Annotated in this window: 21 protein-coding genes; 12 read left to right on the top strand and 9 right to left on the bottom strand. The window is 70.6% G+C overall.

Features of this window, described 5'->3' with window-relative positions; translation table 11 throughout:
* The first annotated feature begins 105 nt into the window (after positions 1-105).
* Positions 106-1,635, top strand: coding sequence for a glycosyltransferase family 87 protein (locus IE313_RS01855; RefSeq protein ID WP_373316891.1), 1,530 nt, complete (start codon positions 106-108; stop codon positions 1,633-1,635).
* Between the two features lie 118 nt (positions 1,636-1,753).
* Here the strand turns inward: IE313_RS01855 and IE313_RS01850 are convergent, their stop codons facing one another.
* The 3 genes from IE313_RS01850 to IE313_RS01840 all read right to left on the bottom strand — a co-directional run bounded on the left by IE313_RS01850 (position 1,754) and on the right by IE313_RS01840 (position 4,542).
* Positions 1,754-2,788, bottom strand: a complete 1,035-nt coding sequence (locus tag IE313_RS01850; RefSeq protein ID WP_189929284.1) for an alanine racemase — start codon at positions 2,786-2,788, stop codon at positions 1,754-1,756.
* 159 nt (positions 2,789-2,947) lie between these two features.
* Positions 2,948-4,069, bottom strand: a complete 1,122-nt coding sequence (locus IE313_RS01845; protein ID WP_189929051.1) for a lipid II:glycine glycyltransferase FemX — start codon at positions 4,067-4,069, stop codon at positions 2,948-2,950.
* Between the two features lie 158 nt (positions 4,070-4,227).
* A complete protein-coding gene (locus tag IE313_RS01840; protein ID WP_189929050.1) occupies positions 4,228-4,542 on the bottom strand; it encodes a hypothetical protein in 315 nt (104 codons plus the stop codon).
* 292 nt (positions 4,543-4,834) lie between these two features.
* On the opposite strand from IE313_RS01840, the gene rpsF reads away from it, so the two are divergent.
* The 4 genes from rpsF (at position 4,835) to rplI (ending at position 6,530) form a co-directional block, all read left to right on the top strand.
* Positions 4,835-5,125 (top strand): 30S ribosomal protein S6, encoded by a 291-nt coding sequence (gene rpsF, locus IE313_RS01835; protein WP_189929049.1) that lies wholly within the window; start codon positions 4,835-4,837, stop codon positions 5,123-5,125.
* A gap of 73 nt (positions 5,126-5,198) precedes the next feature.
* A complete protein-coding gene (locus IE313_RS01830; protein ID WP_189929048.1) occupies positions 5,199-5,786 on the top strand; it encodes a single-stranded DNA-binding protein in 588 nt (195 codons plus the stop codon).
* Between the two features lie 42 nt (positions 5,787-5,828).
* Entirely contained in the window at positions 5,829-6,065 is a 237-nt protein-coding gene (gene rpsR / locus IE313_RS01825) for a 30S ribosomal protein S18 (protein ID WP_003949403.1), read from the top strand.
* Positions 6,066-6,083: 18 nt separating this feature from the next.
* The gene (gene rplI / locus IE313_RS01820) at positions 6,084-6,530 is read left to right on the top strand and encodes a 50S ribosomal protein L9 (protein WP_189929047.1); all 447 of its coding nucleotides are present in this window, start codon (positions 6,084-6,086) and stop codon (positions 6,528-6,530) included.
* A gap of 311 nt (positions 6,531-6,841) precedes the next feature.
* Here the strand turns inward: rplI and IE313_RS01815 are convergent, their stop codons facing one another.
* Positions 6,842-8,191, bottom strand: a complete 1,350-nt coding sequence (locus IE313_RS01815) for an MATE family efflux transporter (protein WP_189929046.1) — start codon at positions 8,189-8,191, stop codon at positions 6,842-6,844.
* Between the two features lie 311 nt (positions 8,192-8,502).
* Between IE313_RS01815 and dnaB the strand changes: the two genes are divergently transcribed.
* The 5 genes from dnaB (at position 8,503) to IE313_RS01790 (ending at position 17,758) form a co-directional block, all read left to right on the top strand.
* Positions 8,503-11,994, top strand: a complete 3,492-nt coding sequence (dnaB, locus tag IE313_RS01810; protein ID WP_308439129.1) for a replicative DNA helicase — start codon at positions 8,503-8,505, stop codon at positions 11,992-11,994.
* 460 nt (positions 11,995-12,454) lie between these two features.
* The gene (locus tag IE313_RS01805) at positions 12,455-13,486 is read left to right on the top strand and encodes a hypothetical protein (protein WP_189929045.1); all 1,032 of its coding nucleotides are present in this window, start codon (positions 12,455-12,457) and stop codon (positions 13,484-13,486) included.
* 138 nt (positions 13,487-13,624) lie between these two features.
* A complete protein-coding gene (locus tag IE313_RS01800; RefSeq protein WP_189929044.1) occupies positions 13,625-14,281 on the top strand; it encodes a M15 family metallopeptidase in 657 nt (218 codons plus the stop codon).
* Between the two features lie 569 nt (positions 14,282-14,850).
* Positions 14,851-16,194 (top strand): alpha/beta hydrolase family protein, encoded by a 1,344-nt coding sequence (locus IE313_RS01795; protein ID WP_189929043.1) that lies wholly within the window; start codon positions 14,851-14,853, stop codon positions 16,192-16,194.
* A gap of 151 nt (positions 16,195-16,345) precedes the next feature.
* Positions 16,346-17,758: a serine hydrolase domain-containing protein gene (locus tag IE313_RS01790; protein WP_189929042.1), complete on the top strand. Its 1,413-nt coding sequence runs from the start codon at positions 16,346-16,348 to the stop codon at positions 17,756-17,758.
* A 73-nt stretch (positions 17,759-17,831) separates the two neighbouring features.
* Here IE313_RS01790 and IE313_RS01785 read toward each other — a convergent pair whose 3' ends face one another.
* The 5 genes from IE313_RS01785 to IE313_RS01765 form a co-directional block, all read right to left on the bottom strand.
* The gene (locus tag IE313_RS01785) at positions 17,832-18,284 is read right to left on the bottom strand and encodes a GNAT family N-acetyltransferase (RefSeq protein WP_189929041.1); all 453 of its coding nucleotides are present in this window, start codon (positions 18,282-18,284) and stop codon (positions 17,832-17,834) included.
* A gap of 97 nt (positions 18,285-18,381) precedes the next feature.
* Entirely contained in the window at positions 18,382-19,245 is an 864-nt protein-coding gene (locus tag IE313_RS01780; protein WP_189929040.1) for a GNAT family N-acetyltransferase, read from the bottom strand.
* 5 nt (positions 19,246-19,250) lie between these two features.
* Entirely contained in the window at positions 19,251-19,787 is a 537-nt protein-coding gene (locus IE313_RS01775) for a DUF2269 family protein (protein WP_189929039.1), read from the bottom strand.
* 175 nt (positions 19,788-19,962) lie between these two features.
* Positions 19,963-20,445, bottom strand: a complete 483-nt coding sequence (locus IE313_RS01770) for an NUDIX domain-containing protein (RefSeq protein WP_189929038.1) — start codon at positions 20,443-20,445, stop codon at positions 19,963-19,965.
* A 43-nt stretch (positions 20,446-20,488) separates the two neighbouring features.
* Positions 20,489-21,391: a LysR family transcriptional regulator gene (locus IE313_RS01765; protein ID WP_189929037.1), complete on the bottom strand. Its 903-nt coding sequence runs from the start codon at positions 21,389-21,391 to the stop codon at positions 20,489-20,491.
* A gap of 326 nt (positions 21,392-21,717) precedes the next feature.
* On the opposite strand from IE313_RS01765, the gene IE313_RS01760 reads away from it, so the two are divergent.
* Complete coding sequence (locus IE313_RS01760) at positions 21,718-22,836, top strand: lipid II:glycine glycyltransferase FemX (protein ID WP_189929036.1); 1,119 nt, start codon at positions 21,718-21,720, stop codon at positions 22,834-22,836.
* 186 nt (positions 22,837-23,022) lie between these two features.
* Positions 23,023-24,468, top strand: coding sequence for an NAD(P)/FAD-dependent oxidoreductase (locus tag IE313_RS01755; RefSeq protein ID WP_189929035.1), 1,446 nt, complete (start codon positions 23,023-23,025; stop codon positions 24,466-24,468).
* Positions 24,469-24,557: the final 89 nt, after the last annotated feature.

Raw genomic sequence — 24,557 nt, 5'->3', positions numbered from 1 at the left:
CCTGCCCCCCTTCTTCGCGGTTCCTTCCCGGCGCTGACGGCTCTTGCCGCGGCCCCTCTCCGGGCTTCTTAGGGTTCCCCGGACGCGTACGGCAGGATGGGCGGCATGCCCAGTGCAGAGATGATGCCCACGAGCGTCCAGCAGCCGGAGGCCGTGCGGCCGACCAGGGAGGACGAGGTCGCTGCGGCCGGCAGTGAGCTGCTCGGCGGTCCCATGGGGCTACGGGCGCTTCGGGGAGCGTCCTGGTGGACTCCGGTGCGGGTCATCGCGCTGGTGATGCTGGGGATGTTCGCGCTGGGCATGGTGCAGAAGTTCCCGTGCTACGACGGTGCCTGGTTCTTCGGGGCCAGCTCCCAGTACACCCATGCCTGCTACTCCGATGTCCCCCACCTCTACCAGGGTCGGGGCTTCGCCGACGGCCTCGTGCCGTACTTCGACCGGCTGTCCGGCGATATGGACTACCTTGAGTATCCGGTCCTCACCGGAGTGTTCATGGAGGCGGCTTCCTGGCTCACTCCGGGTGGCGGCACCATGCAGCACCGGGAGCAGGTGTACTGGCTGGTCAACGCCGGGATGCTGATGGTCTGCGCGGCCTTCGTCGCCGTCTGCGTCACCCGCACCCACCGGCGCCGCCCCTGGGACGGCCTGCTGGTCGCTCTGGCGCCCGCCCTGGCCCTGACCGCCACCATCAACTGGGACCTGCTCGCCGTGGCCCTCACGGCCGGGGCGATGCTGATGTGGGCCCGTGAGCGCTCGCTGGCGTTCGGTGTGCTGCTGGGCCTGGCGACCGCTGCCAAGCTCTATCCCGCGCTGCTGCTGGGGCCGCTGCTCCTGCTGTGCTGGCGGGCAGGCGCCTGGCGCCAGTACCGGATCGCGGTCACGGGCGCGGCCGTGGCGTGGCTGGCGGTGAACCTTCCGGTGCTGCTGCTGGCCCCGGAGGGCTGGGCGAAGTTCTACACGTTCAGCCAGGAGCGCGGCGTGGACTTCGGATCCTTCTGGCTGATCCTGTCCCAGCGGATGAGCAGTCCGCTGGGCACCGACACCGTGAACACCCTCGCCATGGTGCTGATGGCGGCGGCCTGCGCGGGCATCGCGGCCCTGACCTTCACCGCTCCCCGCAGGCCCCGCTTCGCCCAGTTGGCCCTCCTGGTGGTGGCCGCCTTCATCCTGACGAACAAGGTCTACTCACCGCAGTACGTGCTGTGGCTGATCCCCCTGGCGGCGCTGGCCCGCCCCCGCTGGCGGGACTTCCTGATCTGGCAGGCCTGCGAGACGGCGTACTTCCTGGGTATCTGGATGTACCTCGCCTACACGACCAGCGGCGACAAGCACCGCGGCCTGCCCACCGACGGGTACCACCTGGCCATCGCCGTGCACCTGCTGGGCACCCTCTACCTCTGTGCGGTGGTGGTGCGTGACGTACTGCTGCCCGAGCGGGATCCGGTGCGGCGCTCCGGCGACGACGATCCCTCGGGCGGTGTGCTGGACGGGGCCGAGGACGTCTTCGTCCTCGGCCAGGCCGCCCACCCGCCCAGGCATGCGGCACACGCGGCAGGAGCCCCTCCGGTAGGAGGGCCGTCGGTGCACTGGGGGAACAACCCGCCGGAGGCCGCGGAGGGGCACCGGTGGGAGTGAGCGGCGGGGCCTTGGCGGGCGCACCCCTGTGGGCACGCCCCTACGGGCGTGCAGGAGGCCGCAAGGGAGGCGGGCGCACGGACACGTAGCGGATACCCAGAAAGGGCCCGCCGCCGGCTTACCGGTCGACCAGCCGGTCGAACTGCGTCGTGGTGTGCCGCAGATGGGCCACCAGCTCATCGCCCACCTTGGGCTCCGGGGAGCCCTCGGCCGGCACGAACAGGATGGACACCTGCATGTGCGGCGGCTCGGCGAACCAACGCTGCTTGCCCGCCCAGACGAACGGGGAGAGGTTGCGGTTGACCGTCGCCAGGCCGGCGCGGGCGACGCCCTTGGCACGCGGCATCACGCCGTGCAGGGCCTTCGGCGCTTCCAGGCCCACCCCGTGCGACGTACCGCCCGCGACCACCACCAGGTAGCCGTCGGAGGCGGCCCTCTGCTGCCGGTAGCCGAAGCGGTCGCCCTTGGCGACCCGGGTGACATCGAGGACGGCACCGCGGTACTCGGTCGCCTCGTGGTCCCCGAGCCAGAGCCGGGTGCCGATCCGGGCGCGGAAGCGGGTCTGCGGGAACTGCTGCTGGAGGCGGGCCAGCTCCATCGCCTTGAGATGGCTGACGAACATGGTATGCAGCGGCAGCCGGGCCGCGCGAAGCCGGTCCATCCAGCCGATGACCTCCTCGACGGCGTCGGAGCCGTCGGTGCGGTCCAGCGGCAGGTGGATCGCGAACCCCTCCAGCCGGACGTCCTCGATGGCCGCGTGCAGCAGCGGGAGGTCGCGCTCGTTCACACCGTGCCGCTTCATCGACGACATGACCTCGATGACGACGCGGGCACCGACGAGGCCGTGCACCCCGTCCACGGACGAGACGGACCTGATGACCCGGTCGGGCAGCGGTACCGGCTCCTCACCGCGGCGGAAGGGCGTGAGCACCAGCAGGTCACCACTGAACCAGTCCTTGATCCGGGCCGCCTCGTAGGTGGTACCGACGGCGAGGACGTCCGAGCCGAAGCGTGTCGCCTCTTCCGCGAGACGTTCGTGACCGAAGCCGTAGCCATTGCCCTTGCAGACCGGGACCAGCCCGGGGAACTGCTCCAGCACGTGCTTGTGATGTGCCCGCCAGCGCGCGGTGTCGACGTACAGCGTGAGCGCCATGGCCGGTCCCGGAACCCTTCTCGTGTCTGCGGTGTATGACATGTATGGACGGAAATTCTGCCGGATACGCCGGAAAGCCGACGTGACCCTCGTTTGCTCCGGTGGCCTCGGTCACCGCCGCCGGGGGCCTTGTGGGCCGGGTGCCGACTCCTGCTGTGCTCAGCGGCGCGACATGTATATGTCGAGCGCCTTGTGCAGCAGTTTGTTGAGTGGGAAGTCCCATTCGCCGAGGTACTCGGCAGCCTGCCCACCCGTGCCCACCTTGAACTGGATCAGTCCGAAGAGATGGTCGGCCTCGTCCAGGGAGTCGCTGATTCCCCGGAGGTCGTAGACGGTCGCGCCGAGTGCGTAGGCGTCGCGCAGCATCCGCCACTGCATCGCGTTCGACGGTCGCACCTCGCGCCCGATGTTGTCGGACGCCCCGTAGGAGTACCAGACGTGCCCGCCCACGACCAGCATGGTCGCGGCGGACAGGTTCACCCCGTTGTGCCGCGCGAAGTACAGCCGCATGCGGTTGGGGTCCTCGGTGTTCAGCGCGGTCCACATCCGCTGGAAGTATCCGAGGGGCCTGGGCCGGAAGCGGTCCCGCTCGGCCGTGATCTCGTAGAGCCGCTGCCATTCGGCGAGATCGTCGTAGCCGCCCTGGACGACCTCGACTCCCGCCTTCTCGGCCTTCTTGATGTTGCGTCGCCACAACTGGTTGAAGTTCTTGTGGACCTCTTCCAGGGAGCGGTTCGCCAGCGGCACCTGGAAGACGTAGCGGGGCTGTACGTCGCCGAAGCCGGCGCCGCCGTCCTCGCCCTGCTGCCAGCCCATGCGCCGCAGCCGGTCGGCGACCTCGAAGGCGCGCGGCTCGATGACGTCCGCCTCGATGTCCCGCAGCCTCTTGACGTCCGGGCTCTGGATGCCCTGCTTGATCGAGGCGGCGTCCCAGCGCCGGATCACCACCGGCGGCCCCATTTTCACCGAGAACGCGCCCTGCTGCTTGAGGTGCGCGAGCATCGGCCGCAGCCACTCGTCGAGGTTCGGCGCATACCAGTTGATCACCGGACCCTCGGGCAGATAGGCGAGGTACCGCTTGATCTTGGGCAACTGCCGGTACAGCACCAGACCGCTACCGACCAGCTCATTCGTTCTGTCGTCGAACCACCCCAGGTTCTCCGCGCGCCACTCCGCCTTGACGTCGGCCCAGGCCGGAACCTGCATGTGACTGGCCGCGGGCAGGCTCTGGATGTGGGCCAGATGCTGCTCACGACTGATGGTCCTCAACGTCAGGCTCATTCGGGACGCTCCTTGGGCTGGTGTGTCCCCATGGGGTCAGGGGCTCCGGCTCTCGCGCCGAAGCCTACTGCGCCCGGTAAGCGCCTTGTCCGGGCATGCCGGACCTCGCTCCACCGCTGTGCCGGGGCGGAGCGGAGGGCACCTGCCCAAAGCGGCGGTCAGCCGATGAGGCCGCCGAAGAGGCCGCCGTGCGCCATGCCGATGAGGAGGCCGACCGCGGCCGCCCCCATGCCGAGGATCAGCCCGAAGCGGGCCCGCGTCGTCTCGGAGATGAACTGCCCGTAGCCACCCGTGAGCACCCCGATCAGCCCCGTCCAGGAACTGAGCAGGTGGAGCCCGGTGAAGATCGAGGAAATGGCCGCGGTCGCTCCCAGGACCAGCGTCACCACGAGCAGGGTGTCCTGGAGGGGGTGGGGCTTGCCGTCCGTGGAGAGGAGGGACGAAACGGCGTTTGACCGCATTGCATGTGCCATGGAGGGCACCTCCCGCAAGAGAGCAGCGCATCGTAGTGCCATACACACCCGTCGGATACAGACTGCGGGTCGCCGGTGCCGGATTTCAACCGGAAGCCGGTGTACGGGTAGGCTGTACCGTCTGCATCGGTGTCTGCCCAGGCCATGGCCCGGGTACTCCCCCGCGGGACATCCAGTCGGCATGGCGATGTCAGTGGCGGCTGATTTACTCGCAGAAACCGGTGCGTACGCATCACGACCCTCCTGCCACGGAACGACCGTGGCCGCTGAGTCCAAAGGAGGTGGGTTACACATGCGTCATTACGAGGTGATGGTCATCCTCGACCCCGATCTCGAGGAGCGCGCTGTCTCCCCGCTGATCGAGACCTTCCTGTCCGTCGTCCGCGAGGGCAACGGCAAGGTCGAGAAGGTCGACACCTGGGGCCGTCGTCGTCTCTCGTACGAGATCAAGAAGAAGCCCGAGGGCATCTACTCGGTCATCGACCTGCAGGCCGAGCCTGCGGTCGTCAAGGAGCTCGACCGCCAGATGAACCTGAACGAGTCGGTCCTCCGGACCAAGGTCCTCCGTCCCGAGACGCACTGAGCCGGACGGCTCAGCGGCGCTCGGGCACCGAGTAGCAGCACAAGCCAGCAGCAAACCCGCCGAGAGGTTCCCCATGGCAGGCGAGACCGTCATCACGGTCGTCGGCAATCTTGTCGACGACCCCGAGCTGCGCTTCACCCCTTCCGGTGCGGCGGTCGCGAAGTTCCGTGTCGCGTCCACCCCGCGTACCTTCGACCGTCAGACCAATGAGTGGCGGGACGGCGAGAGCCTCTTCCTCACCTGCTCGGTCTGGCGCCAGGCGGCGGAGAACGTCGCCGAATCGCTCCAGAGGGGCATGCGCGTCATCGTGCAGGGCCGGCTGAAGCAGCGGTCGTACGAAGACCGGGAGGGCGTCAAGCGCACGGTCTACGAGCTCGACGTCGAAGAGGTCGGGGCGAGCCTGCGCAACGCCACGGCCAAGGTCACCAAGACCACCGGCCGCAGCGGCCAGGGTGGTTACGGGGGCGGCGGCGGTGGCGGCCAGCAGGGCGGCGGCTGGGGCGGTGGCCCCGGTGGCGGTCAGCAGGGTGGCGGCGGCGCGCCTGCCGACGACCCCTGGGCGACCGGAGCGCCGGCCGGCGGTGGCCAGGGCGGCGGTGGCGGCGGCTGGGGCGGTGGCTCCAGCAGCGGCGGCGGCTACTCGGACGAGCCCCCCTTCTAAGGGCCCGTACCCCACACTTCTTGATCACACAGGAGAAACACCATGGCGAAGCCGCCTGTGCGCAAGCCCAAGAAAAAGGTCTGCGCATTCTGCAAGGACAAGGTCACGTACGTGGACTACAAGGACACGAACATGCTGCGGAAGTTCATTTCCGACCGCGGCAAGATCCGTGCCCGCCGCGTGACCGGCAACTGCACGCAGCACCAGCGTGACGTCGCCACGGCCGTCAAGAACAGCCGTGAGATGGCGCTGCTGCCGTACACCTCCACCGCGCGTTAAGGAAAGGGTGACCTACTGATGAAGATCATCCTTACCCATGAGGTCTCGGGCCTCGGCGCCGCCGGCGATGTCGTCGACGTCAAGGACGGTTACGCTCGCAACTACCTGATCCCGCGGAAGTTCGCGATCCGCTGGACCAAGGGCGGCGAGAAGGACGTCGAGCAGATCCGTCGTGCTCGTAAGATCCACGAGATCGCGACCATCGAGCAGGCCAACGAGATCAAGGCCCGGCTTGAGGCTGTGAAGGTCCGTCTGGCCGTGCGTTCCGGCGACGCCGGACGCCTCTTCGGTTCCGTCACCCCGGCCGATGTCGCCTCGGCGATCAAGGCCGCCGGCGGTCCCGAGGTCGACAAGCGCCGTGTGGAGCTGGGCTCGCCGATCAAGACGCTGGGCGCGCATGCGACGTCCGTGCGTCTGCACCCCGAGGTGGCCGCTCAGGTCACCGTCGAGGTGGTCGCTGCCTGAGCGCAGGCGCTGGGCAGAGCGATAGAGCGCGGCGAGACAGCGCGTCAGGGGCCGCATCCGTGAGGGTGCGGCCCCTTCGCTGTCCCGGTGCACAGAACCGAGGCCGGGCTTGTGGTGTGTTCCGTCCCCTCTGCGTCCGATGGCGGTGTTTCACGTGAAACATGCTTGAGGTGTACGGACGGAGCGAGACGGTGGGACTCGGTGCGGTGTGCTCAGCGCATGGTGCCGCTGAAAGGTCAGCCCGCGGTGTTCTGCGATCGGTTCCATCGGAGGTCGGCGCGCGGTGCCCTGTGGACGGTGTTGGCGAAAGATCAGCGTGCGGCGCCGGTGACCATCCAGCGTCCGGAGCGGGAGCGGAGCCACAGCGTCAGCATCCGCACCACCATCATCAACGTCATGGCTCCCCAGAGGGCGGTCAGCCCCCCGTCGAGGACGGGCACCAGAAGAGCCGCGGGTGTGAAGACGGCCAAGGTGACCAGCATGGCTCCGGCCAGGTAAGGCCCGTCCCCCGCGCCCATCAGTACGCCGTCCAGGACGAAGACGATCCCGCAGATCGGCTGCGATACGGCAATCATCACCAGGGCGGGCAGCGCGGTGTTCCTGACGGCGGCGTCCGAGGTGAAGAGGGGAAGGAACAGCGGCCTGGCCACGATCACCAGCAGGCCGAGCACCACTCCGGAGGCGATTCCCCACTGCACCATCCGGCGGCAGGCGTCACGGGCTCCGCGGGTGTCGGCCGCTCCCAGGTAGCGGCCTATGATCGCCTGCCCGGCGATGGCTATGGCGTCGAGAGCGAAGGCGAGCAGGCTCCAGAGCGACTGGACGATCTGGTGGGCGGCGATATCGGCGTCTCCCAGCCGTGCGGCGACCGCGGTGGCGATCATCAGGATGGCCCGGAGCGAGAGCGTACGGATGAGCAGGGGAGCGCCTGCGGTGGCGCAGGCGCGTATGCCTGCGGCGTCGGGCCGCAGCGAGGCGCCATGCCGCCGGGCGCCGCGGACCACGACCGTGAGGTAGACGGCCGCCATGCCGCACTGCGCGATCACGGTCCCCCAGGCGGACCCGGCGATACCGAGGCCGGCGCCGTAGACCAGGGCGGCGTTGAGGACGCCGTTGGCGACGAAGCCTGCGATGGCGACGTAGAGCGGGGTGCGGGTGTCCTGGAGACCGCGTAGGACACCGGTGGCGGCCAGCACGACCAGCATGGCGGGGATGCCGAGGGAGGAGATCCGCAGATAGGTCGTGGCGTACGGGGCCGCGGTCGGTGAGGCGCCGAAGACCTCCACGAGTGCGGGCGCGGTGGGCAGGACGACGAGGATGACGGCGGCGCCGAGGATCAGGGCGAGCCAGATGCCGTCCACCCCCTGGCGGACGGCGGCCTGGAGGTCCCCGGCGCCGACCCGGCGGGCTACGGCGGCGGTGGTGGCGTAGGCGAGGAAGACGAAGACGCTGACCGCGGTGGTAAGCAGGGCGGAGGAGACGCCGAGCCCGGCCAGTTGACTGGTGCCGAGGTGGCCCACGATGGCGCTGTCCGCCATGACGAACAGAGGCTCGGCGACGAGGGCACCGAAGGCGGGGAGGGCGAGCGCGAGGATCTCTCGATCGTGCCGTCGGTGCGGCTTCTGTGAGGCGCGGTCGGCCGCCGCGGGAGCCTGTGTCATGGGCATCAATGTAATCTTCCACAGGTAAGAGACGCAACGCTTCTCTGCCTATTACCTTGACTCGGTCGGGTGGCCTGCCGTACAGGGCTTGGTGTGATCTTGAGCCGACCGGGAAAATTTTTCTTCTGCACAGCCGGTGGACGCTGAAAGGCCAGGTCAGAAGGTGTCCATGGAGAGGACTTCCGGCTTGTTCACAGTGCTGTCCACTGGCTCGTGCACAGGTTTTGGCGGGTTCTCCACAGCCTGGGAACCGTTATCCACAGTGCCTGTGGATAACCAGATTGGCTGACGCCGCCGAGCGGCCTACGGTAGTGCGGCGCCCGTCCCGTTCGGAGACCGCGGAAACCCCACAGAATCACGCGTCGGAAGTGGACTGGGCCCTCTTACTTTGTCAGTGCCGTGCCGTAGGAAAGAAGGGCACGGCTAGGTCCGCTCGGCGGACGCGAGGAGGTGGCCCGGTGAGCCTTTCCGAGCCCTTGGACGATCCGTGGGCCGACAGTGGACCAGGCGATCGTCTGCCCGCCTCGCGCCGCCGCCCCGACGCAGACCGCGCCGCCGAAGGCCGCCGCGGCCGTGACGACCAGCACGAGCGCGGCCGTGAGAGCGACACCTGGGACGGCGGTGCCTCCTTCGAGCGGGTGCCGCCCCAGGATCCGGAGGCCGAGCAGTCCGTCCTCGGCGGCATGCTGCTCTCCAAGGATGCCATCGCGGACGTCGTCGAGGTCCTCAAGGGCCGCGACTTCTACCGCCCGGCCCACGAGACCGTCTTCCAGGCGATCCTGGACCTGTACGCCAAGGGGGAGCCGGCCGACCCCATCACGGTCGCGGCCGAGCTCACCCGCCGCGGCGAGATCACCCGCATCGGCGGTGCCGCCTACCTGCACAGCCTCGTGCAGACGGTCCCGACCGCGGCCAACGCCGAGTACTACGCGGAGATCGTCCGCGAGCGTGCGGTGCTGCGCCGTCTGGTGGAGGCGGGCACGCGTATCACCCAGATGGGATACGCGGCCGACGGCGACGTCGACGAGATCGTGAACAGCGCCCAGGCCGAGATCTACGCCGTCACCGAGCAGCGCACCAGCGAGGACTACCTCCCGCTCGGCGACATCATGGAGGGCGCCCTCGACGAGATCGAGGCGATCGGCTCCCGCAGCGGTGAGATGACGGGCGTGCCGACCGGCTTCACCGACTTCGACTCGCTGACGAACGGCCTGCACCCGGGCCAGATGATCGTTATCGCGGCGCGTCCCGCCATGGGCAAGGCCCTCGCCCTGGACACCCCGCTGCCCACGCCCACCGGTTGGACCACGATGGGCGAGGTCGCGGAGGGCGACCTGCTCATGGGGGCGGACGGAAGACCGACCCGGGTCGTGGCCGCCACGGAGGTGATGGAGGGGCGCCCGTGCTTCGAGATCACCTTCGATGACGGGACGAGTGTGATCGCCGACGCCGACCACCAGTGGCTCACCGACACCCGCGCCTCCCGCAGGTCGGCGCAGGAGGCCGCGGCCGGCAAGGTCCGCGCCCAGCGGGTGTTCGCCTCGGTCAGGACCACCAAGGAGATCGCCGAGACGGTGCGCTGTGCCGCCGACGACCGGCGGATGAACCACTCCGTCCGCCTAGGTGCCCCCCTCGACCTCCCCGACCGGGACCTCCCGGTGGAGCCCTACACGCTGGGGGTGTGGCTCGGGGACGCGGACGGCGACGCGGCGGCACACGCCACCGGGGACCCGCAGCTCTCGCGGTACCGCGCCATGGGACTGCTGGGGAACAGGCACATCCCCGGCGCGTATCTGCGGGCGTCGCTCTCCCAGCGGCGGGCCCTGCTCGCCGGTCTCCTCCACTCCGGCGGACGCGTGCACCGCACCGGCGCGGTCCGGTTCGCCGCCGGGCACCCCGCCCTGGCCGACGGCTTCCGCGAGCTGGTGCTGAGCCTCGGGTACCGGTGCGGCACGCGGAGCGAGCGCGTCAGGGGACGTTCCGGGCAGCCCTCGACCCGCTACGTCGTCACCTTCTCCACCGACGACGAGGTGTTCCGGCCGGGGCCCGGGCAGCAGGTGCACCGGGCCCGGCGCCGCCCGGTGGCGCCGAGGCTGAAGCAGCGGTTCATCAGGGACGTGCAGGAGGTCAGCTCCGTTCCCGTCCGGTGCGTACAGGTGGACAACCCCGCGCACCTGTACCTCGCGACCCGCTCGATGGTGCCCACGCACAACAGCACGCTCGCCCTGGACTTCGCCCGAAGCGCCTCGATCAAGAACGATCTGCCCAGTGTCATCTTCTCGCTGGAGATGGGGCGCAACGAGATCGCCATGCGGCTGCTGTCCGCGGAGGCGCGTGTGGCGCTGCACCACATGCGCTCCGGCACCATGACGGACGACGACTGGACACGTCTGGCGCGGCGGATGCCCGAAGTGACGGCTGCCCCGCTCTACATCGACGACTCGCCGAACCTCTCCATGATGGAGATCCGGGCGAAGTGCCGCCGCCTGAAGCAGCGGCACGACCTGCGGCTGGTCGTCATCGACTACCTGCAACTGATGCAGTCCGGCGGTTCCCGGCGGGCGGAGAGCCGTCAGCAGGAGGTCTCCGACATGTCCCGGAACCTGAAACTGCTCGCCAAGGAGCTGGAACTGCCCGTCATCGCGCTCTCCCAGCTCAACCGCGGGCCCGAGCAGCGTACGGACAAGAAGCCCATGGTGTCCGACCTGCGCGAGTCGGGCTGCATGACCGCCGACACGGCCCTGCTGCGCGCGGACACCGGCGCGCCGGTGACCTTCGCCGAGCTGATGGCGAACGGCCACGAGGGAGTGCTGGTGTGGTCGCTCGACGAGGCGGGACGGCTGGTGCGGGCGCCGGTCACCCATGTGTTCTCGTCCGGCACCAAGCCCGTGTTCCGGTTGCGGCTGGCATCCGGGCGCCGGGTCAAGGCGACGGCGAACCACCCGTTCCTGACGGGCGGGGGCTGGCGGCCGCTGGGTGAGCTGGCCGCCGGCAGCGTCATCGCGGTGCCGAGGCGCGTCCCGGCTCCGCTGGTGGCGGGACTCGACTGGCCGGACAGCAGGATCGGGGAACTGGCGGAGGCGGTCGCGGACGATGCGACCGGCGCCCGCGCGGAGCGTGTGCCCGATGCCGTGTACGCGGCGGGCGATCGTGAGGTGGCGGTCTTCCTGCGGCGCCTGTGGGAGTGCGGCGCGGGCGCGGATACGGCTGTGGGCGCGGGTGCGGCCCCGGACACCCCGTCGTTCACCACGTCGAGCCGTGAGCTGGCCGATGCGGTGGCGGTGCTGCTGTCCCGGTTCGGGATCGTGTCCCGGATCGAGGAACTGGGAGCGGTTGCGCGGGGCGGTGCGGCCGCCGGGCCCGAGGGGCGAGGCCCGCGGTGCCGCGTGGTGGTCGCCGACGCGGCCGGGTCGCGGGTCTTCCACCAGGTGATCGGCGCGGCGGGCGGAGCGGCGCCGGGCCGGGTCCTGGACGACGGCGCGGTCCCCGCCTCCGAGGAGCGCAACGACGTGTTCTGGGACCGTGTGGTCGCGATCGAACCGCTCGGCGAGCAGCCGGTCTTCGACGCCACCGTCAAGGGCACGCACAACTTCATCGCGGACGGCATCCTCGCCCACAACAGCATCGAGCAGGACGCCGACATGGTCATCCTGCTGCACCGCGAGGACGCCTACGAGAAGGAGTCCCCGCGCGCCGGCGAGGCCGACCTGATCGTGGCCAAGCACCGCAACGGCCCGACGGCCACCATCACCGTGGCCTTCCAGGGGCACTACTCGCGGTTCGTGGACATGGCGGGGACGTGAGGGCCGGGCCTGTGGGGTCTCGTTTCCCGTGTCGGAAGCCCACGGTCGATGTCGGACGGCCGGTGCCCACAGCGAACGGCAGCCCGGTCTGTGACAGCGGCCCTGCTCCCTCGTCCCCGCGTCGCCCGACCGGTCATGCCGAGGATCGGCCCAAGTGATCTCCCGACTCCGCCACATCGGTCATGCTTACGCACGCCAAGGCGGACCCGCGGGCGGACGACACAGGCGCGAGGTTCCACCGTCCGACACGTCGTGAGGCCCCGGGCGAAGCCGCAGGCCACGAGGGCGGCGTTCGACACGAGCGCGAGACCCGCAGGGCCGGTCCCCCGGAGGAGACGCGGTCCTCGGTCGCGCGGTCAGGGTGCCGAACGCTGCCGCGGCGGGCGGAGGAAGCCGCGGCGGGTCGCGGAACACGTGCGGGGACTTGCCAACCCCGGTCCGGCTGAACGACCGTGAGCCGGTGAACGACCCGAGTGCTTCCCAGCGGCGCATTGTGGCCGGAGCCCGCAACGCGGCGCGGATCCTGGCCTTCGGCGGGCTCCTGGCCGTCGCCGTCGTGCTCACCCGCCTCCTGGCCGGGGGTCGGTCCCTCCAGGTGGCCGCGGTCTCCGTGCAGGTCGAGCGGATGTGGATCGTCTTCGCCGCGCTGACGGTCGCCCACGCGTTCACGGCATGGTTCCTCGCCGCCCATATCGAGGAGTACCTGGACAGGATGCCCTCGGCCGAGCGCGCGGGCTGGGTGTTCGACGAGATCACGACCGGCGGGAACGCGTTCGTGCACGGGCTGGTCTCGCGTGCCGTTCCTCGACGCCGGCCCGGGTTCGTCCATCGGATGTCACGCCGTGATCCGTCCGCCTGGGTGGCCCGGGGCGCCGGCGTCCTCCTGGTCCTGGCGGTAGCGCCGTGGTGGTGGGGGAAGACGGGGCTGCGCTTCGGCGGGAGCGGCTGGTTGGTGGCGCTCGCACTGGTGCTGACGGTGGTCAACTGGTGGGCGGGCGGCAGGTGGCTGATCGGTCTGTCCCGGCTCGAAGCCGTCCGGGACGAGGATGGCGTCCGGGACGAGGATGACGTACAGGACGCAGCGGCGAGCCGGGCGCCGGGCTCCTTCATGGGACGGGAGATCAGCGCCCTCCTCGAACCGAGGAGCGGCGCCACCGTCGACCGCGCCCACCTGCGGTGGATCATCGGTATCTACCGGCGGTTGACCGACCACCCCCTGCCGATCGATGGCACACCGGCCCCGCCACCGGGGTCAGGGCACGGTTTCGACGGCGCCCCGGAGAGCCCCGTGGCATCGCTCACGGACTTCCAGCGCGCCGTCATCGGCATCAACTACCTCGCGGTGCGGGATTCCTTCCCCGAGGGGGATCTGCCCGCCGACCCGTGGTTCCTGACGGACGGCGAGCGCTCGCTGTACCGCAACAGTTCACCGCCGCACCGCAGGGTGCGGGTGCGCTCGCGCCGGCCCCGGTGGAGCGAGATCTCCCAGTGACGGCCGGTCAGCCGACCCGTACCGCCGCCTCGTACACGTTGCCCGGCCCCGCGCAGCGGCCCCGCCCGGCCCTCGGGCGGTCCCGCCGGATCCGGCTGCGCGGTCCGCACGGCGGTGTGTCCGCGGGATGATCGTGGCATGACTGAGCTCATCCTGATGTCGGACCCCAGGGTCGCGGCGGTGTCCGTCCGGGAGTGCGGTGAACGGCTCGTGGACGTGCGCAGGGACAGTGCCCTGCTGGTCGACGAGCGGAAGCGGCAGGACTCCGCAGGGGCCTTCGTGCACCTCCGGGAAGGGGTGCTCGACCGGCTCCTCGAAGCCCAGGCGCAGTTGCCGCGGGGGATGCGGCTGCTGTTCGTCGAGGGGTACCGGCCCCCGTCCCTCCAACGCCACTACTTCGACACGTACGCCGCAGAACTGCGTGCGGATCATCCGGAATGGACCGCTGGGCAGGTCCGGGCGGCGGCGAGTCGCTACGTCTCCCCGCCCGAGATCGCGCCGCACAGCGCCGGGGCCGCCGTCGACCTGACGCTCGCCGACGAGGACGGCCGTGAACTCGACCTCGGCACGCGTATGAACGCGACTCCGGAGGAGAGCGCGGGCGCCTGTTACACGGGGGCCGACAACATCGGCGACGCCGCTCGCTCCCACCGGGAGGTCCTTGGCACTGCGCTGGCTGCTGCCGGCCTGGTCAACTACCCCACGGAGTGGTGGCACTGGTCGTACGGCGACCGCTACTGGGCCCTGCTGACGGGTGCGGCGGCCGCGCCCTACGGGCCCAGGGAACTGGGCTGACGGCAGGGAGGGTGAGGGTGGGGCCTCCTGGCCGGTGAAGCGCCGTGTCGGCGCTCACGCGAACCACGCAGGAATGGCCGCTCGCCGGTGGAGCGAGCACCCGGTTGCGGGCGCTGACGGCCGACCGGTCTCCCGGGCCGGGCGGCGCGCGCAGCCGGGCGGCGGTCAGGAGCTGGTCGTCAAAGGTGTGGAAGGCGGTGTCGTCGGGGCGGTCCGGTTGCCCTGGCCCAGCCGACGTGCCCGGTGCTACCGGTTGTCCCCCACACAGATCACCCGGCCAGCCGGGTGGGCACCCCCGCGGTGATCGGCGATTCTGGGGCCGTCATCGCCGGCGTGCCGGGGTCATCCGGGTTCCGGGCATCGGTTCTCGCGGCGGCCGGCACTTCGGAGCCTCGGTGCGTCGGCGCCCGGACGCACGCCGGCACCGAGGCGGTGAAGCCAGCAGCCGCGGTGCGGTGAAGTCCGAAGCGCCGTGCGCCCGTGCCGCCGAAGCGCCGTGAGCCCGGACACCCGGGGCTCCCGCGGACCCCGTGCACCGCCCGCCCTCCATCCACCCGGGGGAATCCCTCATGCTCAACCGTCGCTCCGTACTGCTCACCCGTCGCGCGGCACTGCTCTCGGGCACCGCCGTCGCCGCACTGGCCGTCGTACCTCCGGCAGCCTCCGCCGGGCGCTCCACCTCCGCCGCAGGCAGGGGGCGCAACGCCGTGGGAAGGACGGCCGGTACTCCCGCGCGTACCGCGGGCGCACCGGGTACGAGCGGCCTCGTCCGGCTGACGCTGCCCGTACCCACCGGCCCGTACGCCGTCGGAACCGAGGCGCTGCGCCTGGTGGACCGCTCCCGGCCCGACCCCTGGCGACCCGGGCAGCCGTACCGCGAACTCATGACCACCGTCCGGTACCCGGCCCTCAGCCCCGCCGCCCACCCGGCCGCCCCGCAGATGCTGCCCGGTGAGGCCGCCGGTTTCGCCGCACTCAACAACCTCGCCGGAATCCCTGCCGACAAGGTCGACTGGGCGGCCACCCGTACCCACGCCCACGAGGGAGCGCCGGCCGACACGAGCCGCGGCCCGTACCCGATCGTGCTCTACTCACCGGGCGTCGCCGACCCGCGGGCACTCGGGACCACCCTCTGTGACGATCTGGCCTCCCGCGGGTATGTCGTGGTGAGCGTCGACCACACGTACGACGCGGGTGCGGTTCAGTTCCCCGGTGGGCGGGTGGAGGCGTCCGTCCTGCCCGCGGAGCTTGGCAAGGCCGGCGGGGATCCGGAGCTGATCGTGGCGCTGCTGGAGAAGGTGACATCGGTACGGGTCGCCGACACCCGGTTCGTCCTCGACTGCCTGCCGGACGCGCTGCCGAGGGGGCCGCGTGCCGTGGCCCTCCCGGACCGGATCGGCATGTTCGGCCAGTCGGCCGGTGGCTTCACCGCGCTCCAGGCCATGCACGACGACCCGCGGATCCTGGCCGGCGCCAACTTCGACGGCGTCCTCGCCTACGTCCAGGAGGACACCGACCCGGGTCGTCTCTCCACCGTTGCCGCCGAGGGACTCGACCGGCCGTTCCTGTTGATCGGCAAGGACGGCGACGACCTCGGTACGGAACCGTCCTGGGAAGCGCTGTGGCGGAACAGTAGCGGTTGGCACCGCGGGCTGATCCTGCGCGGCGCCGAGCACGCCACATACACGGACGCGGAGACGATCGTCCCCCAGATCGCCGCTCAGCTCGGCCTGCCGGACGAGACCGTGCGGGAGAACGTGGGAACCATCGCCCCCGGGCGCGCGATCACGGCGGGGCGCACCTACCTCGCCGCCTTCTTCGACCGCTTCCTGCGGAGCAGGGATGACCACGGGCTGCTGGACGGCCCGTCGCCGCGCTTTCCGGAGGCACGGTTCTTCCCGCGGACCGTGTAATCCCGGCACGCGGTCCGGCCCCGGGCCGAGGATGCGCGGAACTCCGGACTGCGGTGGTGCGAAGAGGGCGGGGGCCGGCGGGCACCCCCCGCCCGGCGGTCCCTCGGGTAATCCGCTCGACGCCCGCCCCGTCCCGCGGTGGACTGACCCCATGAAGACACCGAACGCCGATCAGGCCCCGTCCGGCACCGAGCAGTTGCTGCCGGCCACGCGCCGTGCCCTGCTGCACCGTCTCGCCGTCGGCCAGAAGGAGGGTCGAGCGCCCTCCGTGGCGGCCGCCGTGGTCCGTGAGGGCGAGACGGTCTGGCACGGGGCACGGACCTGCGTGCCCGGCCACGGACCGAACGAGCAGGTGCAGTACCGGATCGGCTCGATCACCAAGACGTTCACGGCCGTCCTGGTGATGCGGCTACGTGACGAGGGCCTGCTGGAGCTCGGCGACCCGCTGGAGAAGCACCTCCCGGGCACCGGCGTCGGAGAGGTCACCATCGCCGAACTCCTCTCGCACACGGGGGGCCTGGCGGCCGAGACACCGGGCTCCTGGTGGGAGCGGACCCCGGGATCGCTGCGCCCCACGCTCGGCGATGTCCTCGGCGAGACACCGTTCCGCCACCCGACCGGACGGCTGCACCACTACTCCAACCCCGGGTACACGCTGCTGGGTGCCCTGGTCGAGAAGCTACGAGGAGCATGCTGGGAAGACGTACTGCGCCGGGAGGTTCTGGACCCGCTGGGACTGGACCGCACCAGCGGCCGACCGCAGCCGCCGAACGCCGGAGGCTGGGCCGTGCACCCCTGGGCCGATGTGATGATGCCGGAGCCCGCCGAGGACCTCGGACTGATGGCACCCGCCGGACAGCTATGGTCCACCACCGGTGATCTGGCACGGTTCGCCGTCTTCCTGATGGACGGCGACGACCGGGTGCTCAGCGCGCAGACGCTGCGTGAGATGCGGACCCCCGCGGCACCCGCCGAGACCGCCGATGTGTCGGCGGGCTACACCTATGGCCTGGGAATGCAGATCCAGGACCAGGAGGGCCGGGTCCTGGTAGGCCACTCCGGCTCACTACCGGGCTTTCTCGCGACCGTCACGATCAGCGTGGAAGAGCGGCTTGGTGCCGTCGTCCTCACCAACTGCACGTCCGGCCTGGCTGTCGGCGCCGTGGCCGCCGATCTCGTACGAATCGTCGCCGAGGCCGAGCCGCCGATCCCGGAACCCTGGACACCGCTGAAGGACGTGGATCCGGCCGTCCTGGAACTGGCCGGCCCCTGGTACTGGGGTACACAGGCATCGGCCCTACGGTTGACCGGGGACGGAACTCTTGAGCTGAGTCCATTGGCGGGGCGCGGCCGTAGCGCACGCTTCCGGTCCCGCGCTGACGGCACATGGATCGGACTCAACGGCTACTACGCCGGCGAGATCCTGCGTGCCGTACGACGAGCCGATGGCTCGGTCAGCCATCTGGACCTGGGGTCGTTCGTCTTCACCCGCGAGCCCTATGACAGAGAAGCCCCGGTTCCGGGCGGAGTGGACCCGAAGGGATGGGGACCGCTTCCGGCATAGCAGTCCTCGGCGGGTGTTTCACGTGAAACACCCGCCAGTGACCTTCCGGACAAGACCGGGCGGCCGGCGCCTCTCACAACGCCAGCTTGAACCCGATATGTGTGGCGGAGAATCCGAGCCGTTCGTAGAAACGGTGGGCGTCGGTGCGCGTCGAATCCGAGGTGAGCTGGACCAGATGGCAGTCCCGGCGCCGCGACTCCTCAATGGCCCAGGTGATCAGCCGGCTGCCCAGCCCACTGCCGCGCTCCTCGGCATGGACGCGGACGCCCTCGATGAGGGAACGCGTGGCGCCTTGCCGGGACAGTCCGGGGATGATGGTGAGCTGGAGCGTCCCCACCACACGACCTTCGCGTACCGCGACGACCAGGTGCTGGTGCGGGTCGCCGACCAGCCGCTCGAAGGCGGCGGTGTAGGGCGTGAGGTCGCCGGGCGATTCCCGTTCGGCCCCCAGCGGGTCATCGGCCAGCATCGCCACGATGGCCGGGATGTCCTCCGCGGTGGCCGGTCGTATGTCGAGTTCTCCCATGGTCCCGAGCCTAAGGGCACCGGCTCACCGGACCGGTGAGCCGGTGCCCGCCGGCGACAGGCGGGAGAGCCCACACGCGCACCGGCACCTCGGCAGGTCAGCCTGTGGCCATCGTCAGCGGTGTGAAGTTCCGCGTCCAGTCACTGGGAAGCTCCGGCATGCCGTAGGCCATGACGGTGTCGAAGCTTTGCGAGACGAGGCCGCGTTCCTTGAGCCAGGCCGCCAGTCCCTCATGGCGGACGTCCACATCGGCCCGTAGGGGACCGTCCGTGTGGGCGGCCAGAGAGCTGATCAGCGCCTTGGCGGTCGCAAGGTCCTGGGCGACCAGGGGCCCGATCACATGGGTGCCCGTGTTCGGCCAGGCTGCCGTGTACCCGGTGACCTCTCCCGCTGCCTCGGCGACGCGGAACTGGTCGGCGAAGGCGGGCAGGCGCGTGATCATATGGGTGCGGTCGACGCCGAAGACCGCGTTGTCCAGTCGGAGGATGGCGGGCAGATCCTCGGCGACGGCGGGGCGGGTCGCCGGCCCCGCAGTCCCGTCGGCAACGAAGGGCCCTCGCAGCATCTCGGCTCGTCCGATCGCCTTGAACCCCAGTTCCTCGTAGAGCGGGCGACCTTCGGGGGTGGCGTAGAGAGTCAGCGGTGTCTGGCCCGCGGCTTCGACGACGTACCGCATCATCCTGCGTCCGACCCCTTGCCTGGCATGGCGCTCGGCGACCAGCATCATGCCGATCGCCCCCAGCTCGGGCGCCTCCCGAGGGCCGTAGGAGGTGAGGACGCAGGCGCTGACGAGGCCGCCCCCCGGATCGTCGATGCCGTAGGCGGTGCCGGCCGTGAGGAGGAGGCCCCACTTGTGCTCTTCACGGGGCCAGCCGCGGTCCTCGGACAGATCCGCGCAGGCTTGGAGATCGCGCGGGGTCAGGCGGCGGATGGGGAGTGCGGTGAGAGAAGGTGTCGACACGCAGGTCAGGCTGTCGGACGCAGTGCCTTGACGTCCACCTGTTTGCGGGCACTGATCCTCAGCTTTCGACCTCGCCGGGTCAGTCCCCACGGCTTCAGCACGGAGATCGCCGTCATAAAGGCGTAGGTGACCAGGGCGACCGACGGGGCCACGATGAGATCCGACGCCTGGGTGACCTGCCGACCCGCCACCGCCTGCTGAGCGGCTCTGGTGATCTCCGGACGAAGAGCGAAGATCGTGAGGCCGGTGGCGGCCAGGGTCATCCAGAACTTGGTGAGGACCCACCGGTGCCGCGCCAGTCCCCAGGGGGTGCCGAGCGAGAGCACCACACCCGACACCAGGCTCAGCAGGGCGATGGGGATGTTCAGCCAGTCGGCGAAGACCTTCATCGAGCGGTACGACGCCTCGGCGACCGCCGGCGAACGTGTGGTGGCCGCGGTCACGCCCAGTGCCAGCAGCCCCAGCGTGAGCCCGAGCCAACTGACCGAGGCGGCCACATGGACGACAAGGAGGGCCCGGCGGGCCGGTCGACGAAGTCTCATTCCGCCAGCGTGCCGAGCGAAGGCCGGGGCGGCGTCCGGCAGGGGGAGTAACCGGGCCTACTAGCGTCGGCGTACACCACACCCCGCTCCCGCGCCGCCGGCCCTGGGCCACGCGCCGCGCCCGCTCCGGGCAGGCCCTGGTCCGCCGCTTGCCCACCTCTCCGGGATACCGGCGTCACCCCAGGTCAGGCGCGTGGAGCGCCCGTACGCCCTCGATATTGCCGTCCAGATAGTGCCTCAGTGAGAGCGGAACAAGGTGGACGGAGGCGATACCTACCCGGGTGAAGGGCACACGCACGATCTCGTACTCCCCGCAGGGCTCCTCGACCTCGGGGCCATGCCGCAGGGAGATGTCCATGGACTCCAGACGGCAGACGAAGAAGTGCTGCACCTTGACCCCGGTCGCACCGCCGTCCTCGCCGATGTGCTCCACGGTGTCCACGAAGCAGGGCACCACATCGACGATCTTGGCGCCCAGCTCCTCGTCCACCTCTCGGTGGAGGGCGTCTATCACGGTGGTGTCTCTGGGCTCCACCCCGCCGCCGGGAGTCACCCAGTACGGGTCGACCCCGGGCTTGGTCCGCTTGATCAGGATCAGATCGTCGCCGTCGAGCAGGACGGCGCGTGCGGTGCGTTTGACCACGGGTCGGACGGTCATGGGAGAAATGTGGCCCGGCTGGTTCCACGTGAAACATTCCCGTTCAGTCCCAGTCAAGCGCGGCACGCAGCAACCATTCATGGGCCCAGGCCATATGCGGCAGGGCGAGAGTGCCCGAGCGCACCACAAGGAAATAGGTGCGCAGCGGGGGTATCGGTGGATCGAGCAGCGCCACGACCTCCCCCCGTTCCAGTGCGGCAGTACAGAGGTAGCGCGGCAGGACGGCGAAACCGGCTCCCGAGATGACGCAGGTGAGGACGGCGCGGAGGTCCGGAACGATCACCGTGCCGGAGGTGGAGGGCAGCGCGTCAAAGACCTCGGCCCAGTACCGGGTGACCAGCGGGAGGGACTCATGGACCTCCACCACCGGCATGCTCTCCATCGCCGGGGCCCCCTTCAGCCGGAGCACGCCCGGCGCGATGCGCGCGGCCCAGCGTGGACCGGCGATCAGGACATGCTCCTCGTCGCAGAGCGCCGTGGCCGTGAGCAGTGTGCCGCGAGGACGGGCGGTGGTGATGGCCAGGTCGTAGTGGCCGGCCGCCAGACCTTCCAGGGATGCCTCGGCGTGGCCGAACGACGCACGCAGCGCCATCCGGTGCCCGTCCTCGACCAGGGCGGTCAGCGCGGGCAGGGCCCGTTCCGAGATGAACTCCGGAGGCCCGTTCAGATGGAGGGTGCGCTGTGACGCGGGATCGTCGAGCCCGCTCTGGACTATCTCCACCAGGGCGTCGAGGTGCGGTGCGGCCTTGTGCGCGAGCTCGTCACCGAGGGAGGTGGGCGTGACCCCACGCGCCTGCCGCAGGAACAGAGGGCGGCCGAGCTGCCTCTCCAGCGCCCGGATCTGGGCGGTCACCGCAGGTTGGGAGAGGCCCAGTAGAGCCGCGGCGCGGGTGAACGAACCGGCCCGGTGCACCATCACGAAGGTGCGCAACAGGGCCAGATCCATGCCGCACCTCACCCCTCCCTGCCCTCGGAACCGTGCAACTATAAATAAGTCGATAGGTGCCCGTTACCAGAGTGATTGGACACTGACAGAGAGTCAACTAGCCTGTTTCACACGGTTCTCCGCGCGGAGACCCCGGGGGAAGGCGGCCCGAGCCATGAGGGGGGAGGCTCGGGCCGTCTGCGTGCGCTCGTGGACGCTCGGGAGCCCAGGGGCGGGCCGAGCGAGTGTGTTCGCTCCCACGATTGGCGTACAGCCGGTTTCCTCGCCGGACGGACTCCTACGGCAGCTCATAGGCTGACGGTGCCGATCGAAGGAGTGCGTGGCGTATGAGCCTTCGCCTGACACCGATTACCCGTGAGCAGCACCTGGAGTTCGTCGGATCCCGGCCCTCGGCGAGCCATCTGCAGTTGCCGTCCTGGGGCGAGGTGAAGCCGGACTGGCGGCCGGAGAGTCTGGGATGGCTGGACGGCGATCGGCTCGTCGGCGCCGGCCTGGTCCTTTTCCGCCCCCTCCCCGGAATCGGGCGCTCGCTCGCGTATCTACCCGAGGGCCCTCTCCTCGACTGGTCCGCGCCCGACCTGGAACAGCGGCTCACCCTCCTGCTCACTCATCTGCGGGCCAGGGGCGCCTTCGGGGTGAAGATGGGGCCGCCGGTCGTGGCCCACCGATGGGACGCCGAGACGGTCAAGGCCGCGCTGGCCGATCCCGACGCACGGCGGCTGTCCGACGTCCACGCCACCGCGCACGAGCCGGCGGCCGCCGCCCTCGTCGACCGGCTGCGCCGGATGGGCTGGCGGAGCCCCCGAGCGGACGGCGCGGACGGCTTCAGCGCCGGCCAGCCTCGTTATGTGTTCCAGGTGCCGTTGGCGGGCCGGACCCTGGACGAGGTACGGCGCGGCCTGAACCAGCAGTGGCGGCGCAACATCAAGAAGGCCGAGAAGGCGGGCGTCAAGGTCGTCCAGGGCGACCGCGACGACCTGCCCGGGTTCTACGAGCTGTATGTGGAGACCGCGGCACGCGACCGGTTCGCCCCCCGGCCGCTTGCCTACTTCCAGCGTATGTGGACGGCGCTGACCGCCGAGGACCCGGGCCGGATGCGGCTCTACCTGGCCCATCACGAGGGCGACCTGCTGGCGGCGGCCACCATGATCACCGTCGGCGAGCACGTCTGGTACTCGTACGGGGCATCCACCGGCCGCAAGCGCGAGGTCCAGCCGAACAACGCCATCCAGTGGCGGATGCTCTCCGACGCCCACGAGCGCGGCGCCGCCGTCTACGATCTGCGCGGCATCACCGACACCCTGGACGAGGCCGACCATCTGGTGGGCCTGCTGCGCTTCAAGGTCGGCACCGGCGGTGAGGCCGTCGAGTACGTCGGCGAATGGGACTTCCCCCTCAACCGCCTCCTGTACCGCGCCTTCGAGCTCTACATGTCCCGGCGCTGAGGACCGGCCCCGGTCGTGCCGCGGCCTCCTTGCGGCGAGTCCGCCGGTTCTCCGTGCCCGGGCCGTCCGCGGGAGCCGCTCATTGCCATGACGAGGTCGAGCCGATGGCTCAAATCAATCATGAGGGAGCAAAGAAAGGGGAAATTATCTTTGCCTCGACCCCCGGCCGGCCCACAGCCTGCTGGTATGCGGCAAGGCATCGACACCGTACGTGCGCACACGCACGCCATCGTCCTCGGCGGCGGACTGGCCGGAACACTGGCCGCCGCCGCACTGGTTCCCCACCTTGACCGGGTCACCGTCGTGGAACGCCACCCCCTCCCCGACGGCCCGGCCGAGCGCCGGGGAGTGCCCCAGGCCCGGCATGCCCATCTGCTGTGGTCGGGCGGCGTCCGTGCCGTCGAGTCGCTGCTGCCGGGCATCACCCGGCGGTGGCTGGCCGTCGGCGCCCGGAGGATCGGCGTCCCCGACGAACTCGTCACCATGTCCGCCCAGGGCTGGCTGCGCCGCGGGCCGCAGCGCCAGTACCTGATCACCTGCAGCCGTGACCTCCTGGACTGGGTGGTCCGCGAACGCGTCCTCGCCCACGAACGCGTCACGCTCGCCCCGCACGGCCGGGCCGTGGGGCTGCTGGGCGGTGTCACCCGTGTCACCGGGGTCCGGGTGCGTGACGAGGACAGCGGCCGGGAGACGGAGATGCGGGCCGACTTCGTCGTCGACGCTACCGGGCGCGGTTCACAGGCCGAGCGCTGGCTGGCCGGGATCGGGTTGTACGGCGTGCGGGAGCGGACGGTCGACTCCGGACTCGCCTACGCGACCAGGATCTTCCGCGCCCCGCCCGACGCGCCGGCCGACTTCCCGCTCATCAACGTGCAGGCCGACCACCGCATGCCGCAGCCCGGTCAGACCGCCACCCTGGTCCCCATCGAGAACCACCGCTGGCTGGTCACCCTCTCCGGCACCCGGGGCGGCGAGCCGCCCGCCGACGCCTCCTGCTTCGTCGACTTCGCCCGTGGCGTCCGGCACCCCATCGTGGGCGACCTGATCGCGCACGCCGAGCCCGAGGGGCCGGTGTACTGCTCGCACAGCACCGCCAACCGACGGCGGTACTTCGAGCGGCTGCCCCGATGGCCCGACGGGTTCATCGTCCTCGGTGACGCACTCGCCACCTTCAACCCCCTCTACGGGCACGGCATGTCGGTCGCCGCACACGGCGCGGTCGCACTCCACCGGGGGCTGGCCCGCTACGGCCGGCTCTCGGGAGTGGCCCACCGCATCCAGCGGGCCGTCGCCCGCACCACGGAAGGCGCCTGGGCGACGGCCACCACGCAGGACGTCTGCTACCCGGACGCCATGGGTGCCCCGCCCACCGTCACCGCACGCCTCGTCCAGCGCTACACGGACCGGCTCATGAGGACCGCCAACGACCGGCCCGGGGCGGCCGCTGCCCTCTACGACGCCTTCACCCTCTCCGAGCCGATGTCCCGGCTCGTCCGGCCGGGGGCCGCCCTGGCCGCGCTCCTCGGCCCCACGGGCCCGGCGCTTGCGGAACCTCCCCTGGACGCGGCCGTCCGCACCATCACACACGCCCCACCCCCCTCACAGACGTCCGACGACCCCCTCGGTGCCTGAGGGGCGGCGGCCGCCCGGGCGGGTGGGCGTACGCGGGAGGCCGCCCGCCTCAGTGGACGGCTGAGTGGGGCGCCTGAACAGGCACATGT

Source organism: Streptomyces sulfonofaciens (assembly GCF_014656295.1).
In the GTDB taxonomy this organism is placed as follows: domain Bacteria; phylum Actinomycetota; class Actinomycetes; order Streptomycetales; family Streptomycetaceae; genus Streptomyces; species Streptomyces sulfonofaciens.
This window is presented reverse-complemented; position numbering and strand designations above follow the sequence as displayed.

Excerpts from the sequence above, each read along its gene's own strand:
- IE313_RS01855 (WP_373316891.1), top strand. The coding sequence starts at position 106 with ATGCCCAGTGCAGAGATGATGCCCACGAGCGTCCAGCAGCCGGAGGCC.
- IE313_RS01850 (WP_189929284.1), bottom strand. The coding sequence starts at position 2,788 with ATGGCGCTCACGCTGTACGTCGACACCGCGCGCTGGCGGGCACATCAC.
- IE313_RS01845 (WP_189929051.1), bottom strand. The coding sequence starts at position 4,069 with ATGAGCCTGACGTTGAGGACCATCAGTCGTGAGCAGCATCTGGCCCAC.
- IE313_RS01840 (WP_189929050.1), bottom strand. The coding sequence starts at position 4,542 with ATGGCACATGCAATGCGGTCAAACGCCGTTTCGTCCCTCCTCTCCACG.
- rpsF (WP_189929049.1), top strand. The coding sequence starts at position 4,835 with ATGCGTCATTACGAGGTGATGGTCATCCTCGACCCCGATCTCGAGGAG.
- IE313_RS01830 (WP_189929048.1), top strand. The coding sequence starts at position 5,199 with ATGGCAGGCGAGACCGTCATCACGGTCGTCGGCAATCTTGTCGACGAC.
- rpsR (WP_003949403.1), top strand. The coding sequence starts at position 5,829 with ATGGCGAAGCCGCCTGTGCGCAAGCCCAAGAAAAAGGTCTGCGCATTC.
- rplI (WP_189929047.1), top strand. The coding sequence starts at position 6,084 with ATGAAGATCATCCTTACCCATGAGGTCTCGGGCCTCGGCGCCGCCGGC.
- IE313_RS01815 (WP_189929046.1), bottom strand. The coding sequence starts at position 8,191 with ATGACACAGGCTCCCGCGGCGGCCGACCGCGCCTCACAGAAGCCGCAC.
- IE313_RS01800 (WP_189929044.1), top strand. The coding sequence starts at position 13,625 with ATGACTGAGCTCATCCTGATGTCGGACCCCAGGGTCGCGGCGGTGTCC.
- IE313_RS01795 (WP_189929043.1), top strand. The coding sequence starts at position 14,851 with ATGCTCAACCGTCGCTCCGTACTGCTCACCCGTCGCGCGGCACTGCTC.
- IE313_RS01790 (WP_189929042.1), top strand. The coding sequence starts at position 16,346 with ATGAAGACACCGAACGCCGATCAGGCCCCGTCCGGCACCGAGCAGTTG.
- IE313_RS01785 (WP_189929041.1), bottom strand. The coding sequence starts at position 18,284 with ATGGGAGAACTCGACATACGACCGGCCACCGCGGAGGACATCCCGGCC.
- IE313_RS01775 (WP_189929039.1), bottom strand. The coding sequence starts at position 19,787 with ATGAGACTTCGTCGACCGGCCCGCCGGGCCCTCCTTGTCGTCCATGTG.
- IE313_RS01770 (WP_189929038.1), bottom strand. The coding sequence starts at position 20,445 with ATGACCGTCCGACCCGTGGTCAAACGCACCGCACGCGCCGTCCTGCTC.
- IE313_RS01765 (WP_189929037.1), bottom strand. The coding sequence starts at position 21,391 with ATGGATCTGGCCCTGTTGCGCACCTTCGTGATGGTGCACCGGGCCGGT.
- IE313_RS01760 (WP_189929036.1), top strand. The coding sequence starts at position 21,718 with ATGAGCCTTCGCCTGACACCGATTACCCGTGAGCAGCACCTGGAGTTC.
- IE313_RS01755 (WP_189929035.1), top strand. The coding sequence starts at position 23,023 with ATGCGGCAAGGCATCGACACCGTACGTGCGCACACGCACGCCATCGTC.